This is a genomic window from Mycobacterium sp. ABE4_509, from assembly GCF_056160785.1.
Genome location: NZ_JBSWXU010000117.1, coordinates 1 through 17,298, shown reverse-complemented (window position 1 = coordinate 17,298; position 17,298 = coordinate 1). Strand labels below are relative to the sequence as shown.

The following is a 17,298-nucleotide window of genomic DNA, read 5'->3' as shown; positions in this document are numbered from 1 at the left end:
GGACGATGCTGCGGGGGCTGCGCGCTCACGCCGTCAGCCGGGCGCCCGCGCTGGGCATTGTTGGCTGACCGGTCGTCGCGCCCGTCGCTATTCACTGGCCGTGCGCGCACGGCTGCGCGCGGTCTGGGTGCGGCGCGATCCCTTGGGCGGGGGAACGGCGCCGAGCACAAATGACTTGACCAGGTGATTCCAGCTGCAGGTGCGGCACACCTCCACCACATGGACCGAGAACTCGTCGTAGCGGGTCGCCAGCAGGACCAGTTCCTCGGAGGTGCGCGCCGAACCCGACACCGCCCCGAGGTGGTCACCGAACACCCACGACACCAACGTCAGCTGCTCCTTGCGGCAGATCGGACACATCACCGAACTCGGCCTGCCGTGGAACTTGGCGGCCCGCAGGAGATAGGGATTGGCGTCGCAGACCTCCGAGACGCCGGTGCGTCCCGAATAGACCTCTGCCAGCAGGGACCGTCGCCGCAGGGCGTAGTCCACCACCTGTCGCTGCAATCGCACGAGGACCAGAGTACGTCGGCACCTCGGGCAGGGAAGCGCGACGGGCGCCCCCGCTCGATGTGCCGGCGCCGTCGAGGTGGCCGCGATCGCATCTGGCCTGCGGTATCACTGGCCCAACTCATAGGATCGTCGACGTGGCCCTGGGGAGCTCAGCACGGCGGATGGCGGGCACGCGGGCGAAGGACAGCGACCGCAACACCATCTGCACAGCTCTGGACAGCGCCCTGGCCGAGGGGCAGCTGTCGATGACCGAGCACCGGGAGCGGGTCAAGGCCGCCACCAGTGCCGTCGTGCTCAGTGAGCTGCACGGGCTGATCTCCGATCTGCAGATCACCACGCCGCCGGCCCAGTTCGACTCACCCGAGAAGCGCCGCCGGCCTGCCCTGCCTTCGGGGTGGGGGATCCGGGTGGCGATCGCGGCGGTGCTGGTGGTGTTGGGCATCGCGATCGGCTGGGGTCTGTACGGCAACACGTCGTCTCCGCTGAACTTCACCTCCGACCCAGGGGCCAAGGAGGACGGCATCCCGGCCAAGGTGCTCACCCCGCCCCGGCAGTTGCACTCGCTCGGCGGGCTCAACGGGCTGCTCGAGCAGATGAACCAGAAGTTCGGCGACACCATGGGCTACTCGATGAGCGTGTATCCCGACTATGCGTCGCTGGAACGCCCCGACCCGGCCGACGCCCGGCGGGTGTTGCGCTATCTCTACCGCGGCGGTTGGGATGACCCGTCGACGTCTGCCAAAGACGATCGCGACGTGCTGGTCGACCTGGCCGCGTTCGACGTCGACGAGATCGTGGCGATCATGCGCGGAGCCCCCGAGACGCTCGGCATCAGCCCGGCCGACGTCGAAAACCTCTATCTGTCGATCGATCCGAGCGGTGACGTGACCGCCCCGCCGGGGGCCATCGCCCTGTCGGTCTATGTGTCCAGCGAGTTCGGCAGCGGCTACATCCGGCTCAATCCCGACGGCTCGATCAAACACATCAGCTACCCGAACAGCTGAGCCCGCCCGAACCAGCTTGCAGGCACCGATGTAGCGGTTAATATATCGGCGCGATACTATTGCGCGAGGTGTCGAGGCGTCGTAGCGACGCGGCAGATCAACCTGATATGCCGGATCAACTAGGAGAGTGAGGTGTCCCTGATGCTCGAGCTGGCCATCCTGGGGCTGCTCCTGGAATCCCCCATGCACGGCTACGAGCTGCGCAAACGGCTGACCGGTCTGCTCGGTGCGTTCCGCGCCTTCTCGTACGGCTCGCTCTATCCCGCGCTTCGGCGGATGCAGGCCGACGGCCTGATCGTCGAAGACGCCACCGGTGAGGGCAGCCTGAAGGTCCGGCGGGCACGCCGGGTGTATCAGCTGACCGATGCCGGTAAGCAGCGTTTCAGCGAACTGGTGGCCGACACCGGTCCCCAGAACTTCTCCGACGACGGCTTCGGGGTCCACCTCGCGTTCTTCAACCGCACACCGGCAGAGGCCAGAATGCGGATCCTCGAGGGGCGTCGCCGTCAGGTGGAGGAGCGTCGCGAAGGCCTGCGCGAGGCGATTGCCAGGGCCAGCAACTCGTTCGATCGCTACACCCGACAACTGCATCAGCTGGGCCTCGAGTCCAGTGAGCGAGAAGTCAAGTGGCTCAACGAATTGATCGCCGCGGAGAGGTCCGCGCAAGGACACGCCGAACAGACCTGAGTCAGGTCGCCGGCGCACAGCAGTGAGTGGTTCCCACAGGAATTTTGAAAATGGTCGAGTTGGACAAGAGGAGAAGCCGTCATGACCGCAAGCAATGACGTCCGGGTCGCGATCGTCGGCGTGGGCAACTGCGCGTCCTCGCTCGTGCAGGGCGTGCAGTATTACAAGGATGCCGATGAGAGCGCCACCGTTCCCGGCCTGATGCACGTCAAACTCGGCCAGTACCACGTGCGCGACGTAAAGTTCGTCGCCGCGTTCGACGTCGACGCCAAGAAGGTCGGCTTCGACCTGTCCGAGGCGATCTTCGCCTCGGAGAACAACACCATCAAGATCGCCGACGTGCCGCCGACCGACGTCGTCGTCCAGCGCGGACCTACGCTCGACGGCATCGGCAAGTACTACTCCGACACCATCGAGATCTCCGACGTCGACCCGGTCGACGTCGTCAAGGCCCTCAAGGACGCCGAGGTCGACGTGCTGGTGTCCTACCTGCCGGTCGGTTCCGAAGAGGCCGACAAGTTCTACGCCCAGTGCGCCATCGACGCCGGCGTGGCCTTCGTCAACGCGCTGCCGGTGTTCATCGCCTCGGATCCGGTGTGGGCCAAGAAGTTCGCCGACGCCGGTGTGCCGATCGTCGGCGACGACATCAAGAGCCAGGTCGGCGCGACCATCACCCACCGCGTGATGGCCAAGCTGTTCGAGGACCGCGGGGTCGCGCTGGACCGCACCTACCAGCTCAACGTCGGCGGCAACATGGACTTCCTGAACATGCTCGAGCGCACCCGGCTGGAGTCCAAGAAGGTGTCCAAGACCCAGGCCGTCACCTCCAACCTGTCCGGCTCGCTGGCCGGCAAGGTCGAGGACAAGAACGTCCACATCGGCCCGTCGGATCACGTGGCGTGGCTCGACGACCGTAAGTGGGCCTACGTCCGCCTCGAAGGCCGCGCCTTCGGCGATGTGCCGCTGAACCTCGAGTACAAGCTCGAGGTGTGGGACTCGCCCAACTCGGCCGGCGTGATCATCGACGCCGTGCGCGCCGCCAAGATCGCCAAGGACCGCGGTGTCGGCGGCCCCGTCGAGTCGGCCTCGGCCTACCTGATGAAGAGCCCGCCCAAGCAGCTCGCCGACGACGTCGCGCGCACGCAGCTGGAAGGCTTCATCGACGGCAAGTAGTCCCCCGCACCCTCCGTTGAGGCTGCGCCCACGGCGGAAGTCACTCGCGCTTCCGCACCGCGGTCGCAGCCTCGACGTGTCCCCGGGGGTGCCCTCGATCCGGCGAGTTCACCGATGCGTAGGGTTTGACCATGGACGACACCGATGACGAGTTGGCCAGCCTGTCGGAGTTCATCTTTCTCAAGGAGAACGCCCGGCAAGCCGGGGTGAGCGGTCCCCTGCCCAGCGTCACGCGCCTCGACCGCGGCCCGATCAGTGCCGTGAAGTTCGGCGACGACACCCCTCAGGTGGTGTTCCTGCACGGTGGCGGCCAGAACGCGCACACCTGGGACACCGTCATCCTGGGCCTGGGCGTTCCGGCCCTGGCGATCGACCTGCCCGGCCACGGCCGCTCAGCCTGGCGTGAAGACGGCGACTACGGGCCCCGGCTCAACGCGGTCGCGGTCGAACCGGCGATCCGGGAACTGGCCCCCGCCGCCGAACTCGTCGTCGGGATGTCGCTGGGCGGGCTGACCGCCCTGCGGCTGGCCGTCGCCAGCCCCGAGCTGGTGCGCAAACTGGTCCTCGTCGACGTCACCCCGTCAGCGCCCGAGCGGCACACCGAGATGACCGACGCGCAGAAGGGCACCGTGGCCCTGGTCGGAGGTGAGCGTTCGTTCCCGACGTTCGACGCGATGCTCGAGGTGACCGTCGCCGCGGCTCCGCATCGTGATCGGGAGTCGTTGCGGCGCGGGGTGTTCCACAACGCCAAGCGGCTCGAGGACGGCTCCTGGACGTGGCGCTACGACGCCATCCGGACCGGCGAGGGGTTCGAAGGGTTGTGGGAGGACGTCCCCCGCCTCGAGACACCCACGACGCTGATCCGGGGAGCCAACTCGTTCTTCGTCAACGACGATGACGCCGAAGCGTTCTCGGCGGCCGCACCCGGCTTCCAGCGCACGCACATCGTCGAGGATTCGGGGCATTCGGTGCAAAGCGATCAGCCGCGGGCGCTGGTGCAGCTGCTGCGCACCGTGCTCAGCAGCTGATCACAGCGCATCGAGCGGCCGCAGCCGGCGCCGCCGGAAACCCACCACCAGCAGGGTCAGCAGCACCGACACCGTAGACGGTGCCTGCGGCACAACGCTGTAGCCCAAGTCCCGCAGGATGGCGAGTTCGACCTCGCTGAGCTCCCGGGTTCCCGGCCCGGTCCCGGTCGCCGCGTTCATCAGCTTCTCGTCCGAGCCGGTGAAGGTTTCGTCGTCGAGATGGTGCATCGAGCTGCCCGACTGCCACGTCTGCGGGGTGTAGAGCGGCACCGGCGCGCCGTAGGCCGCGACGGCGTTCGCTCCCCCGAAATAGAGGCCCCCGTTGCCGCCGGTGAGGTTGGCGTCGTAGGCGTCGATCCACTCGTAGTTGTCGTCGATGACCGGTGTTCCGTCGGCGGTGACGATGAAACTGTCGTAGTCGAGCCGGTAGGCCGCCGAACCGCCGTCCTGGGTCACCGTGGTCAGGAACCCGAGGGAGTGCACCAGTTCGTGCATCGCGACCGAGGTGAAGTCGAACCGGCCGGCGGAGACCTGGTCGTCGTAATCCCAGGAGTAGTAGAAATTCCACTCGATCTCACCGTCGGCGTCGGAGCCGTTCGCGTCGACTCCGGTGGTGATTTTTTGCTGCACCACCGTCGGCCAGTATCCCGGTGTGGCGCTGACCAGGTCGCTGCCTGCCATGGCCAGAGTGCCTGACGTCGCCGAGTTCGTTCCGGTGACCTCGTAGGTCAGGGTGACCGGTTCGTCGACCACGAAGTAGACCATCAGATCACTGGCGGCACGCTGCAACGCCTCCCGGCGTTCGGTCGTCCAGTACTGGGCGCCGTCGGTGTAGATGAACTCGAAGGTGATGCCGACCCCGCCGCCGGCGGTCTGGCGGACCACCGGCCGCACCCAGGTGCCCGGCGCGCGGAACGGGTCGAGCAGGTTGACGTGCAGCCCCTGATCGAGTGCGACCACGCTGAAAGTGTCTCGCCCGGTGAAGAACTCACCTGGCACATAGGTGTAGGTGCCGTCGGCGGCGAGTTCCAGGGTGCCCAGTGCCGGAGCCTCGGAGACGCGGTAGACGATGGGATCGCCGTCGGGGTCGACGCCGATCACCGCACCGGTGATCGGCCCGGAATCCAGGCCGGTGAGCTGGACCGTTTCAACGTCGGGAGCCTGATTGAAGAAGGTGCGGCGGATGTTCAGCACCGCCGCCTCCAGCCCGCCCTTGAAGGCCGGGGACACCGGCAGCGCGTTGATCAACGCCAGGTTCAACGCCGTGAAGCCTTCGATCACCGACCCGGTGAGCTCCTGCCAGCTGCCGGGCGCGGCGGCCGCCGAAGACTGCGGTGTCGGCGAGTGTGCCGCCGACACAGTTGCGGTGCCCGCGTCCGGCAGATCCACGTCGACCGAATCGTATGCCGGCGCACCCCGCACTTTCGTGACGGCGGTCTGCTCAGTGTCCGAGTCGGTGTCGGCCTGCAGGACACTGTCCTGGCCGTCCTGGGTGCCGAGTTGCTCGACGTCGCCGGACTCCTCGTCCTGAACCCTGACTGCCGCCTCAGCAAGGCCGGCGGACGTGTCGAGCGTGTCTGAGGAGTTGGAGGAGTTGGAGGTGTCGGCGTCCTCCGATTCCGCCTCGAGGTCGACGCCTGCGTCCAGGTCGGCGTCGGTGTCCAGATCGGCGTCGGTGTCTACATCGGCGTCGGTGTCGAGGTCGGCGCCGTCCTCGGCCTCGAGGTCGTCGTCGGTCTCGAGATCGGTCTGGTCGTCGGTGTCGCGATCACCCTCGGACCCGGCCTCATCGGCGGCGCCGGGCGAGTCCGTGCTCTGGTCGGCCGATCCGCTGTCATCGGAGGATGACGGTGCCGAAGACGACGAGGTTCCCGCCGCGGTTTCGGTGTCGGCGAGCGCCGTCGGCGTTCCCCACACCGACGGGCCCAGCAGAGCCGCTCCGACCGCAGCCGATCCCAGGCCCAGGCGCAGCCAACACCGTGCCGCCCGCGTCGAGGCATGGCGTGGATGCGGCCTCCCGCCGTCCTCGAGGCCGTTGTCGCTGGTTGTGCCCATCTCAGTGATCCTCCGTTATCCCGTCGGGCTAGAGGCTACGCCGGGTCGCAGCTTCGGTGTGGCAAATGGGCCCCAGCAGCGGGCCGGCTCGGCGCCGACACAGCATCACGGGGTGTCAGCCGGGCGTTCATTTTCTGCTTGCCTGCCGCTAGCCCGGCTCCCGTAATTTTCCGCGGGTCCCGGCCGACAGCCCGGCCGCGCGTCGACCGTGGAAGGAACCGCACCGCCATGGCTCTTGTGCCGCTGAACCTGTTTGTCAACCATGACGGAAAGTCCAAACGGCAGCACATCACGTGCGTCTACAAGTGCGGGGACGCCTGTTCGAAGCCGGTACCCAACCGCAGCGACAACGAGTACTTCGGCGACATCGTCAAGACGCTGTCACGCCGGTCCATGCTGCAGGCCGGCGGAGTCGCGGTGCTGGCCGTCGGCGCCGGTTCAGCGCTGGCCGCCTGCTCGAGCGACTCCACCCCCGCCGCGAGCTCCACGGCGTCGACACCGGCGCCGGCCGACCCCCCGGCCGGGATGAACTTCGCATCGGTGGCACCCAACAGTGAGGACGCGGTCGTCGTCGCCGACGGCTACGAACAGGCGGTAGTCATCAGCTGGGGCGATCCGGTGCTTCCCGATGCACCCGCGTTCGATGTAGCCAACCAGACCGGCGCCGCCCAGCGGGGCCAGTTCGGGTTCAACAACGACTTCGCCGGCCTGCTGCCGATCCCCGGCAGCCAGAACCGCTACCTGCTGGTCACCAACTTCGAGTACGTGACACCGCAGTTCATGTTCGCCGGCTACGACGCCGACGCCCCCACCCGCGACCAGTTCGACGTCGAGATCGCGGCGATGGGGATGGGCGTCGTCGAGGTCGAGCGCACGCCGGAAGGTCTCAAGCCGGTGATGGGTGACTACAACCGGCGCATCACAGCCGATTCGCCGATGACGCTGACCGGCCCGGCCGCCGGAACCGACTTCGTCAGGACCGCCGCAGACCCGACCGGCCGCACCGTGGCGGGCACGGTCGGCAACTGTGCGGGCGGGGTGACCCCCTGGGGCACCGTGCTCTCCGGCGAGGAGAACTTCCAGGACTACTTCGGGGCCGCCGACGGGGCCCCCCAGCCGGGGCCCGTCGAGGCCGACCGCATGGCCCGCTACGGCGTATCGGTGGAGCCGTCGGAGCTCAAGTGGGAGAGCTTCGATCCACGCTTCGACCTGGTCGCCACGCCCAACGAGCCCAACCGGTTCGGCTATGTCGTCGAGCTCAACCCGTGGGATCCACAGTCCACCCCGGTCAAGCACACCGCGATGGGCCGCCTCAAGCACGAGGGCGCCACCGTCTACGTGACCGACGACGGCACCGTGGTCTCCTACACCGGCGACGACGAGCGGTTCGACTACATGTACAAGTTCGTGTCGTCGAAGCAGATCCAGCCGGGCTGGGACACCGGGGACCCGAACGCCATGGCCCACAACATGACGATCCTCGACGAAGGCACCCTCTACGTCGCCCAGCTGTCCAGCGACATCCCGGCCGCCCAGATCGACGGTTCGGGCGAACTGCCCGCGAGCGGTTCGTTCTCCGGGCGCGGAACCTGGCTTCCGTTGCTGCGCAGCGGCCCCGACGGTGCGGCCGAGTCGCTGGTCGACGGCGTCACGGCCGAGGAGATCGCCGTGTTCACCCGGATGGCCGCCGACAAGGCGGGCGCGACGAAGATGGACCGCCCCGAGGACTTCGAGGCCAACCCGAAGACCGGCAAGGTCTACGTCGCGCTGACCAACAACGACGAGCGCGGCGCGCCCGGTGAGGCCGGTCCCGACGCCGCCAACCCGCGCAACGACAACAAGAGCGGACAGATCCTCGAGATCACCGACAACCACACCGGAACCGACTTCACCTGGGACCTGCTGCTGGTGTGCGGCGATCCCGAGGCCGCCGACACCTACTACGGCGGGTTCGACAAGACGAAGGTCAGCCCCATCTCCTGCCCGGACAACCTGGCCTTCGACAGCTTCGGCAATCTGTGGATCTCCACCGACGGCAATGCGCTGGACTCCAACGACGGACTGTTCGCCGTGGCCCTCGACGGCCCGAACCGTGGCGAGGTCAAGCAGTTCCTGACCGTGCCGCTGGGCGCCGAGACGTGTGGTCCGGTGGTGACCGACGACCTGGTCACGGTGTGCGTGCAGCATCCGGGCGAGAACGACGAGAACAGCATCGACGACCCGCAGTCGCGGTGGCCCGAGGGCGGCAACGGCACGGCGCGGCCGTCGGTGGTGGCGGTGTGGAAGAACAACGGTCGCATCGGCGTCTGAGCGCTCGCGCGAAGACGCGACAGGCGAAGTCTGAGCGCTCGCGCGAAGACGCGACAGGCGAAGTCTGAGCGCTCGCGCGAAGACGCGACGATGTGGTCTGAGCGCTCGCGCGATGGGGTTACGTTGAAACCATGACCTCTTCAACCCGGCCGGTCCGCATCGGGGTGCAGCTGCAGCCCCAGCACTCGCCTCGCTACAGCCACATCCGCGACGCGGTGCGCCGCTGCGAAGACCTCGGTGTGGACGTCGCGTTCAACTGGGATCACTTCTTCCCCCTCTAACGGCGACCCTGACGGTGCGCACTACGAGTGCTGGACGATGCTCGGCGCGTGGGCCGAGCAGACCTCGCGCATCGAGATCGGCGTGCTGGTCAGCTGCAACTCGTACCGCAACCCCGAGTTGCTCGCCGATATGGCCCGCACCGTCGACAACATCTCCGACGGGCGGCTGATCCTCGGCATCGGCACGGGCTGGAAGCAGAAGGACTACGACGAGTACGGCTACGAATTCGGAACCGCGGGCACCCGGCTGGCCGACCTCGCCGCGGCACTGCCCCGGACCGAAGCGCGGCTGGCGAAGCTCAATCCCGCGCCGGCACGCGACATCCCGATCCTGATCGGCGGGCAGGGCGAGAAGAAGACCCTGCGCATGGTGGCCGAGCACGCCCATATCTGGCACGGATTCACCGACACCTCGACCTACCCGGCCAAGGCCGAGGTGCTCGACGGGCACTGCGCCTACGTGGGCCGTGACCCCGGTGCGATCGAACGATCGTCGGGTGTTCCCGAACGCAGTGCCGAGGCCACCGTGGCCGGTGCGGAGTCCCTTGTCTGGCTTGGCGTCACACTCCTGACGGTCGGGGTCAACGGTCCGGACTACGACCTCACCGTGGCCGAGGCGTTGTGCAGTGGCGTGATCGGCGCCAGACCGACTGAACCCGCCGATCGCCCACACCGGCGTGCGCGGCGTGAGAGACTGTCGCCGCCATGCCGAAGAAGTATGGGGTCAAAGAGAAGGACCTCGTTGTCTCCCACGTGATCAACATGGTCCTGACGGGGAAGTTGCGGTCCGGGGATCGGCTGGATCGCAACGAGATCGCGCATGAGCTCGGCCTGAGCCGGGTTCCTGTGCAGGAGGCCGTCGTTCAGCTCGAGCACGACGGGATCCTGACGACGCGCTACCACCGCGGCGCCTTCATCGAACGCTTCGACGAATCCACCCTTCGCGAGCACCATGAGCTCTACGGGGTGCTGACCGGCCTGGCCGCGGCGCGGGCCGCCCAGGCGTGCGACCCCGAGATCGTCGCGGCGCTCGACGGGCAGATGGCGGCCATGCGCCGCGGTGTGGACTCCCGGGTGTTCGACTCCCATGCGCGGCTGTTCCGCCAGACCGTCAACGGTGCCTACGCCGGACCGCGGCTGCAGGCTCTGCTGGATTCGTCGGAGGCGATGATCCCGCAGGCGTTCTGGGCGACCTACCACGCGCACCGCGAGGAACTGCTGCCCTGCTACGAGGCCGAGCTCAGCGCGATCCGCGGTCGCGACCCGGAGGCCGCCAAGGCGGCCTGTGCACAGCGCGCCGAGCTGATGGCGTGCATCCTGCTCGCGGAGCTGATCCGGCGTGGGGTGCTGCACCCGAGGCCGCACAACTGAGTGTTTGCTGACCCGTCGAGGCGGGCGAAAACAATCTGACCTGGCAAAAACCACGTAAACTTGGCCCTCGAAAAGCCGCCGACATCGGTCTGCGGGGGGTCCGAACAGGTTAGACTGGCTGAATTATGGTGGATGCAGACGCACAGGTCAGCGGCGTCGCCGACGCACAGGTCGGCGAACTCGCGGGTGAACTGCAGCGCGTGCTGTCGAAGGTGCTGTCGGTTCTGCGGCACACCGGCCGGACCTCGACGTCCGGGGACCTGACGCTGGCCCAGCTGTCGATCCTGCTCACCCTGTTCGACCAGGGCCCGATGCGGATGACCGAGCTCGCCGCGCACGAGCGGGTACGGACCCCCACCACCACGGTGGCCATCCGCCGCCTGGAGAAGCTCGGCCTGGTCAAACGGTCCCGGGACCCCTCGGACCTGCGCGCCGTTCTGGTCGACATCACCCCCGAAGGGCTGGCTCAGCACCGAGAAGCCTTGGCGTCCAGGCAGGCTCACCTGGCCGCTTTGCTGAGCAAGCTCAACGGCGATGAACTCGAGGCGCTGGCCAAGGCCCTGGCGCCGCTGGAGCGGATCGCCGAGTAGCTCAGCCCAACCAGTCGAGCACCGCGGCCGCGGTCCACGACTGCTGCATGCTGCCCAGCGGCTCACCGGTGAAGGGCTCGTAGTACTCGGCGAATGTGCCGTCGCTGGCCTGACGCAGACCCTCGTGGCGCAGGATCGACGCCCGTTCGGCCCAGCCGCGCCGGGCGAAACACCACGAGAACAGCCACGTCATCACCGGCCACACCGGCCCGCGCCAGTATTCGCGCGGCCGGAAGTCCCGCGACACCGGTGACGTCGACGGGATCAGCGGGTAGGCCAGGTCCGGGTGGCCGCAGAAGCGCGGGCCTTCCAGCAGCCGCAGCAGTGTTCTCTCCCGGTCGTGCGGGAGCCCGCCGCACAACAGCGGCGCGAACTGCGCGACGGTCTCCGTCGCGATCCACTTGTCGGCGCGCACGTCGTAATCCCTTGCCGCGCCCGTCCGTTGATCAGTGCTCTCGATGACCCCGGTGCGGAACCGGTCGGCCCACGAATAGAGATCCTTCACATCGGCGTGCGGACGTTTGTGGTCCTCGCCGATCTCGGCGAGCACCTGGCAGGCCACCGACAGGATCGCCGAGACGAACACGTCCTCGACGGCGAAACTCACCGACTTGGCCATCAATTCGTCGTCGTAGCGGGCGGCCTTCATCTCCTCGAGCAGCCACAGGTAGCGGTCGTACTCCAGATCGCTCGGACGCTGGGTGGCGTCGGTGTTGATCTTGTTGTCCTCACGCTGATACTCCGGCACCTCGCCGGGAGTCACGTTGGCGTAGGCGCTGTCCCACCGCGGCGAGTTGTCCATCCCGGACTCCCAGCCGTGATACATCGTGACCCGGCCGTGGCCGTTGAGGTCGCGGCACTCGGCCAGCCAGCGATGCCAGCGCACCAGGTCCGACCAGCGCCGGTCGAGGAACGCTTCGGCGACCGCGCGGGTGGACCGGCCGCGGGTACGGGCATGGTCGAGGATGCGCTGCACCGCGATGGCGTGCACCGGCGGCTGGGTGATGCCCGAGGTGTGCCGGGCGTGCGGCGCATTGCCCGCCAGCGCCGAGCAGGCCCAGCGGGCCGGTCCGGGGAAGTACCCGTCGACCCCGTTGGCGAACACGATGTGCGGGATCATGCCGTTCTGCCACTGCGCCGAGAGCAGCGTGTCGAGCTCGACGACGGCGCGCTCGACCGACAGCGGCGCCAGCCCGATCGACACGAACGCGGCATCCCAGCTCCACATATGCGGGTAGAGCAGCGGCGCCGCGGTGGTCATGACACCGAGGTCATTACCGCGCAACAGGTAGGCAGCGCGGGCCGCGAGCTGCGTGGGAGCGAAGGTCGGGTCGTAGGGCATCGCCCTTCATGATGCGACGAGTTCGCTCGCCGCGCAGATCGGTAGGGTTCAAATTGTGCCGACCGCCATGATCACCGGGGCCTCGGGCGGCCTCGGAGCCGCCATCGCCGACGCCCTGGCCCCGACTCACACGCTGTTCCTGGCCGGGCGCCCATCCAGCCGTCTGGACGCGGTCGCCGAACGCCTCGGCGCCACCACCTGGCCGATCGACCTGGCCGACCCGGACTCGCTGGCCGCCGTCGTGGAGCCGATCGTCGAGCTCGACGTGCTGGTCCACAACGCCGGGGTCGCCTACCCCGGCCGCGTCGCCGAGAGCTCGGTCGACGAGTGGCGCGCCTCGATGACCGTCAACGTCGTCGGCGCCGTCGCCCTGACCCTGGAGCTGCTGCCCGCGCTGCGCGCAGCCGGCGGGCACGTTGTGTTCATCAACTCCGGGTCCGGCATCAACCCCTCCCCCGGTCTGGCCTCGTATTCGGCGAGCAAGTTCGCGCTGCGCGGGTTCGCCGGCTCCCTGCGCGCCGACGAACCGGCCCTGCGGGTGACCTCGATGCACCCGGGCCGGATCGACACGCAGATGCAGGAGGACCTGATCGCCTACGAGGGCCGCGAGTACCGCCCCGAGGAGTTCCTGAGCCCGCAGACGGTGGCCCGGCTGACCGCTGAGGCGATCAACGCCCCCGCCGACGCGCACGTCCACGAGGTGATCGTCCGACCCCGGTGATTACGGCGTAACCAGTCGCGGATAGCGCGACCCGTCACACCGAAACCGCCGCTTGCAGGGTCTCGGCGACGCGTTCCGGGTACTCGGTGAGATCCAGCCAGGTGAACCTCAACACCTGCCAGCCCAGAAGCGCGAGCCGGTTCTGGCGGACACGGTCCTTGTGGAACGCCTCCGGATCGCTGTGGAACGCGAACCCGTCGACTTCGACAGCGACCATCGATGCGACGAAGGCCACGTCGATCCGACAGCCGGCAACCGGGTAGTTGGTCTGCCAGCCGGTCAGGCCGGCCGATCGGATGATCTGCAGCAGCAGCCGTTCAGCAGCCGACCGGGTACCGTCGGCCGCCCCCTGCAACAGCTGCCGCGCCGCCGGTGAACCGTACCGGCCCTTGTTCCGAAGTTGGGCTCGCCACAGCGAACTCAACTCGACACCGCTCTGCAGCGCAGCGTCCATCAGCTTTGCTCCGGCGCGGCGTTGTACGGCAGCTTCCAACACCGTCAACGGGTACGCGGTGAGCCGCAACCCTCGCACGTCGTCGATGTCGGTGTCGGCCAGATCGCGGCGGCGCACCCGGGTGCCCGCACGCTTCCGGCCGTCGCTGTCCCTGGGTACCGTGACGTCGACGATCGTCGGCGGGTACCGCGTGAGGCCATACCACCAGGCAGCGGCCAAACCGCTTGCCACCGCGCGCTCGCCGTATCCCCAGACCTCGGACCTGACCCCCGCGCAGCATCGGTGAACGGCCGATCATCGGCGAAGTACACACCCGCAGAACAGCGACGCCACTGCCCCGATCGCAGGCGTCTGCTCACCGCGTGCTTGCTCAGACCGGCGGCTCGCGCGTGTGCCGGGGTGACGACACCGTCATGCCGCCGCAGATAGTCGTTGATCACACTCCAGTAGGACGCCGGCGACGGCTAGATGGTTCCGATCCTCGCGGTTTCGGCGTGACGGGTCGCGCTTTCCGCGACTGGTTACGCCGAAATCGCAAGTTAGAGGACGACGTTGACCAGGCGGCCGGGGACCACGATCACCTTCTTCGGGCTGCGGCCGTCGATGAACGCGACCACCTTCTCCTCGGCCAGCGCCGCGGCCTGCACAGCCTCGTCGTCGGCATCGGCGGCCACGGTGACCCGGCCCCGCACCTTGCCGTTGACCTGCACCGGGTACTCCACGGTGTCCTCGACCAGGAACGCCTCGTCGGCGACCGGGAACGGTCCGTGCGCCAGCGACCCGCCGTGGCCGAGCCGCTCCCACAGCTCCTCGGCCAGATGCGGCGCCAGCGGCGCCACCATCAGCACCAGCGGTTCCAGCGCGGCCCGCCCGGTCACCGACTGTTTGGTGAGGTGGTTGGTGAACTCGATCAGCTTGGCGGCCGCGGTGTTGTTGCGCAGCGCCGCATAGTCTTCGGTGACACCGGCGATGGTGCGGTGCAGCAGCCGCAGCGTCTCCTCGTCCAGGTCGTCGTCGGAGGCGACGGTCGCGCCGGTCTCCTCGGAGACCACCAGCCGCCACACCCGCTGCAGGAACCGGTGCGCCCCGACGACGTCCTTGGTCGCCCACGGTCGCGACGCCTCCAGCGGACCCATCGACATCTCGTAGACCCGCAACGTGTCGGCGCCGTAGTTGTCGCAGATCTCGTCCGGGGACACCGAGTTCTTCAAGCTCTTGCCGATCTTGCCGAACTCCTGGTTCACCGGGATCTCCCCGTCCGGACCGGGCCAGAAGAACGTCCCGTCCCGCTCGATCACCTCGGCCGCCGGGACGTAGGCGCCGCGTGCATCGGTGTAGGCGAACGCCTGAATGTAGCCCTGATTCACCAGCCGCCGGTACGGTTCCCGCGAGCTGACGTGCCCGAGGTCGTAGAGCACCTTGTGCCAGAACCGCGAATACAGCAGGTGCAGCACCGCATGCTCGACGCCACCGACGTAGAGGTCCACCCCGCCCGGATCGTCGGCTCCGTGCTCGGCCGGGCGCGGGCCCATCCAGTACGCCTCGTTCTCCTTGGCGCACATCTGCTCTTTGTTGTACGGGTCGGTGTAGCGCAACTCGTACCACGAACTGCCGGCCCACTGCGGCATGACGTTGGTGTCGCGGGTGTAGTTCTTCAAGCCGTCGCCGAGGTCGAGCTCGACGTTGACCCAGTCGGTGGCCTTGGCCAGCGGGGGGGACGGTTCGCTGTCGGCGTCGTCCGGGTCGAACAGCACCGGCGAGTAGTCGGGCACATCGGGCAGTTCGACCGGCAGCAACGACTCCGGCAGCGCGTGCGCCCGGCCCTGCTCGTCGTAGACGATCGGGAACGGCTCACCCCAGTAACGCTGCCGGGCGAAAAGCCAGTCCCGCAGCTTGTATTCGACCCGAGCCCAGCCGCGGCCGTCGGCGCTCAACCGTTCGGTGATGGCCGCCTTGGCCGAGGCGACGTCCATCCCGTCCAAGAACCCGGAGTTGACCAGCTCGCCGTCACCGGTGTAAGCCGCCTCCGAAATATCGCCACCGGAAACCACTTCCACGATCGGCAGACCGAAGTCGGTGGCGAAGTCCCAGTCACGCTGGTCCCCGCTGGGCACCGCCATGATCGCGCCGGTCCCGTAACCGGCCAGCACGTAGTCGGCGATGAACACCGGAACCTGTTGGCCGTTGGCCGGATTCACCGCGTATGCGCCGAGGAAGACGCCGCTCTTGGACTTGTTCTCCTGACGTTCCAGATCGGACTTCGCCGCAGTCGACGCCCGGTAGGCGGCAACCGCCTCGACCGGGGTGGCCGCTGCGAACGTCCACCGGGGGTCCACACCGTCGGGCCAGGCTTCGGCGGTCAGGCGGTCCACCAGTTCGTGCTCGGGGGCCAACACCATGTAGGTGGCGCCGAACAGTGTGTCCGGCCGGGTGGTGAACACCTCGATGTCGCCGTCCGGGGTGCCGAATAACACCGAGGCCCCGGTGGAGCGCCCGATCCAGTTGCGCTGCATGGTCTTGACCTTCTCCGGCCAGTCCAGCACGTCCAGGTCTTCGAGCAGCCGATCCGAGTAAGCGGTGATGCGCATCATCCACTGGCGCAACCGTTTCCGGAACACCGGGAAGTTTCCGCGCTCACTACGCCCGTCGGCGGTGACTTCCTCGTTGGCCAGCACGGTGCCCAGCCCCGGACACCAGTTGACCACCGAGTCGGACAGATAGACCAGCCGGTAACCGTCGACGACGTCAGCGCGCTCCCCGGTGTCGAGCTGCGACCAGGACCGGCCGTCTTCGAGCGCCCGGGTCCCGGCCTCGAACTCGGCGATCAACTCCGCGATGGGCCGGGCCCTGCCGAGCTCGCGATCGAACCAGGCGTTGTAGATCTGCAGGAAGATCCACTGAGTCCACTTGTAGTAGTCGACGTCGGTGGTCGAGAAGCTGCGCCGCGAGTCGTGGCCCAGCCCCAGCCGGCCGAGCTGCCGGCGGAAGTTGACGATGTTGGCCTCGGTGCGGATCCGCGGATGCGTGCCGGTCTGGATCGCGTACTGCTCAGCGGGCAACCCGAAAGCGTCGAACCCCAAGGCGTGCAACACGTTACGTCCGGCCATCCGGTAGTACCGGGCATAGACGTCGGTGGCGATGTAGCCCAGCGGGTGCCCGACGTGCAGGCCTTCGCCGGACGGGTACGGGAACATGTCCTGGACGAACATCTTGTCCGCGGGCAGCGCGGCGCCGTCGGCCGGAGCCAGCGAGCCGACCGGGTTGGCGACATCGAAGGTTCCGGCCGCCAGCCAGCGCTGTTGCCAGCCGCGCTCGATCTCCCCGGCCAGTTCGGCGGTGTAGCGGTACCGGGGGGTCTGTTCGGCGGCAGGCTGTGCGGACGGCGTTTCGATCACCCCACCAGGGTATAAGCCGCCGTTTCGGCGCTTTGTCGGCCACGGGTTGATCTCGGTTCCGTTGCGGATGCGTCAGGGGTTGATTCCAGGTCGATTCCAGGGGTGGTGACCCCGCGAAACCGGTGGATACATTCATCGCCTGACGCAGCCGTGAACAGCCCGGATCTGCTGGAACGGACGTCAGGAACGAGTATTGGGAGGCTTCACTCGATGACCGAGATCACCCGCCGTTGGCGGGTTCTGGCAGGTGGGATCGGGGCGTGCGCCGCCGGCACGGCCGGCGTACTGGGATTGGCGGGCACCACCGCGTCCGCGCAGCCGGCTGTTCCGCAGCCCCCGCTGCCCGCGCCGGCCACCGTCACGCAGACCGTCAC

General features: G+C 68.0%; 12 protein-coding genes and 2 pseudogenes. 9 read left to right on the top strand and 5 right to left on the bottom strand.

Annotated features, from left to right (window positions below; genetic code table 11):
* Window positions 1–87 precede the first annotated feature (87 nt).
* Window positions 88–513 carry a DUF5318 domain-containing protein gene (locus ACXAID_RS21085; RefSeq protein WP_475024152.1) on the bottom strand — a complete coding sequence of 142 codons (426 nt, stop codon included), beginning with the start codon at window positions 511–513 and terminating at the stop codon, window positions 88–90.
* Between the two features lie 134 nt (window positions 514–647).
* Here ACXAID_RS21085 and ACXAID_RS21080 point away from each other — a divergent pair, with 134 nt between their 5' ends.
* From ACXAID_RS21080 to ACXAID_RS21065, 4 genes are all read left to right on the top strand, one after another.
* Complete coding sequence (locus ACXAID_RS21080) at window positions 648–1,517, top strand: DUF1707 SHOCT-like domain-containing protein (protein ID WP_475024151.1); 870 nt, start codon at window positions 648–650, stop codon at window positions 1,515–1,517.
* A 141-nt stretch (window positions 1,518–1,658) separates the two neighbouring features.
* Window positions 1,659–2,204 (top strand): PadR family transcriptional regulator, encoded by a 546-nt coding sequence (locus tag ACXAID_RS21075; protein WP_475024153.1) that lies wholly within the window; start codon window positions 1,659–1,661, stop codon window positions 2,202–2,204.
* Between the two features lie 81 nt (window positions 2,205–2,285).
* A complete protein-coding gene (locus tag ACXAID_RS21070; protein ID WP_475024150.1) occupies window positions 2,286–3,377 on the top strand; it encodes an inositol-3-phosphate synthase in 1,092 nt (363 codons plus the stop codon).
* A 131-nt stretch (window positions 3,378–3,508) separates the two neighbouring features.
* On the top strand, window positions 3,509–4,405 hold the full coding sequence (locus tag ACXAID_RS21065) for an alpha/beta fold hydrolase (protein ID WP_475024149.1): 897 nt from the start codon (window positions 3,509–3,511) through the stop codon (window positions 4,403–4,405).
* Here the strand turns inward: ACXAID_RS21065 and ACXAID_RS21060 are convergent, their stop codons facing one another.
* Complete coding sequence (locus ACXAID_RS21060; protein WP_475024148.1) at window positions 4,406–6,460, bottom strand: Ig-like domain-containing protein; 2,055 nt, start codon at window positions 6,458–6,460, stop codon at window positions 4,406–4,408.
* A gap of 228 nt (window positions 6,461–6,688) precedes the next feature.
* Between ACXAID_RS21060 and ACXAID_RS21055 the strand changes: the two genes are divergently transcribed.
* The 4 genes and pseudogenes from ACXAID_RS21055 to ACXAID_RS21040 all read left to right on the top strand — a co-directional run bounded on the left by ACXAID_RS21055 (window position 6,689) and on the right by ACXAID_RS21040 (window position 11,012).
* A complete protein-coding gene (locus ACXAID_RS21055) occupies window positions 6,689–8,770 on the top strand; it encodes a PhoX family protein (RefSeq protein ID WP_475024147.1) in 2,082 nt (693 codons plus the stop codon).
* Between the two features lie 131 nt (window positions 8,771–8,901).
* Window positions 8,902–9,705: pseudogene (locus ACXAID_RS21050) on the top strand (LLM class F420-dependent oxidoreductase).
* 51 nt (window positions 9,706–9,756) lie between these two features.
* Window positions 9,757–10,422: a GntR family transcriptional regulator gene (locus tag ACXAID_RS21045; protein ID WP_475024146.1), complete on the top strand. Its 666-nt coding sequence runs from the start codon at window positions 9,757–9,759 to the stop codon at window positions 10,420–10,422.
* 125 nt (window positions 10,423–10,547) lie between these two features.
* A complete protein-coding gene (locus ACXAID_RS21040) occupies window positions 10,548–11,012 on the top strand; it encodes a MarR family winged helix-turn-helix transcriptional regulator (protein WP_475024145.1) in 465 nt (154 codons plus the stop codon).
* A 1-nt stretch (window position 11,013) separates the two neighbouring features.
* Here the strand turns inward: ACXAID_RS21040 and ggh are convergent, their stop codons facing one another.
* Window positions 11,014–12,354 (bottom strand): glucosylglycerate hydrolase, encoded by a 1,341-nt coding sequence (gene ggh / locus ACXAID_RS21035; RefSeq protein ID WP_475024144.1) that lies wholly within the window; start codon window positions 12,352–12,354, stop codon window positions 11,014–11,016.
* 55 nt (window positions 12,355–12,409) lie between these two features.
* Between ggh and ACXAID_RS21030 the strand changes: the two genes are divergently transcribed.
* On the top strand, window positions 12,410–13,075 hold the full coding sequence (locus ACXAID_RS21030; protein ID WP_475024143.1) for an SDR family oxidoreductase: 666 nt from the start codon (window positions 12,410–12,412) through the stop codon (window positions 13,073–13,075).
* Window positions 13,076–13,109: 34 nt separating this feature from the next.
* On the opposite strand, the pseudogene ACXAID_RS21025 reads toward ACXAID_RS21030, so the two are convergent.
* Window positions 13,110–13,969 (bottom strand): annotated as a pseudogene (locus ACXAID_RS21025) (DUF559 domain-containing protein).
* Between the two features lie 99 nt (window positions 13,970–14,068).
* Entirely contained in the window at window positions 14,069–16,924 is a 2,856-nt protein-coding gene (gene leuS / locus ACXAID_RS21020) for a leucine--tRNA ligase (RefSeq protein WP_475024142.1), read from the bottom strand.
* Between the last annotated feature and the right edge of the window lie 374 nt (window positions 16,925–17,298).

Excerpts from the sequence above, each read along its gene's own strand:
- ACXAID_RS21075 (WP_475024153.1), top strand. The coding sequence starts at position 1,659 with ATGCTCGAGCTGGCCATCCTGGGGCTGCTCCTGGAATCCCCCATGCAC.
- ACXAID_RS21070 (WP_475024150.1), top strand. The coding sequence starts at position 2,286 with ATGACCGCAAGCAATGACGTCCGGGTCGCGATCGTCGGCGTGGGCAAC.
- ACXAID_RS21065 (WP_475024149.1), top strand. The coding sequence starts at position 3,509 with ATGGACGACACCGATGACGAGTTGGCCAGCCTGTCGGAGTTCATCTTT.
- ACXAID_RS21060 (WP_475024148.1), bottom strand. The coding sequence starts at position 6,460 with ATGGGCACAACCAGCGACAACGGCCTCGAGGACGGCGGGAGGCCGCAT.
- ACXAID_RS21055 (WP_475024147.1), top strand. The coding sequence starts at position 6,689 with ATGGCTCTTGTGCCGCTGAACCTGTTTGTCAACCATGACGGAAAGTCC.
- ACXAID_RS21045 (WP_475024146.1), top strand. The coding sequence starts at position 9,757 with ATGCCGAAGAAGTATGGGGTCAAAGAGAAGGACCTCGTTGTCTCCCAC.
- ACXAID_RS21040 (WP_475024145.1), top strand. The coding sequence starts at position 10,548 with ATGGTGGATGCAGACGCACAGGTCAGCGGCGTCGCCGACGCACAGGTC.
- ggh (WP_475024144.1), bottom strand. The coding sequence starts at position 12,354 with ATGCCCTACGACCCGACCTTCGCTCCCACGCAGCTCGCGGCCCGCGCT.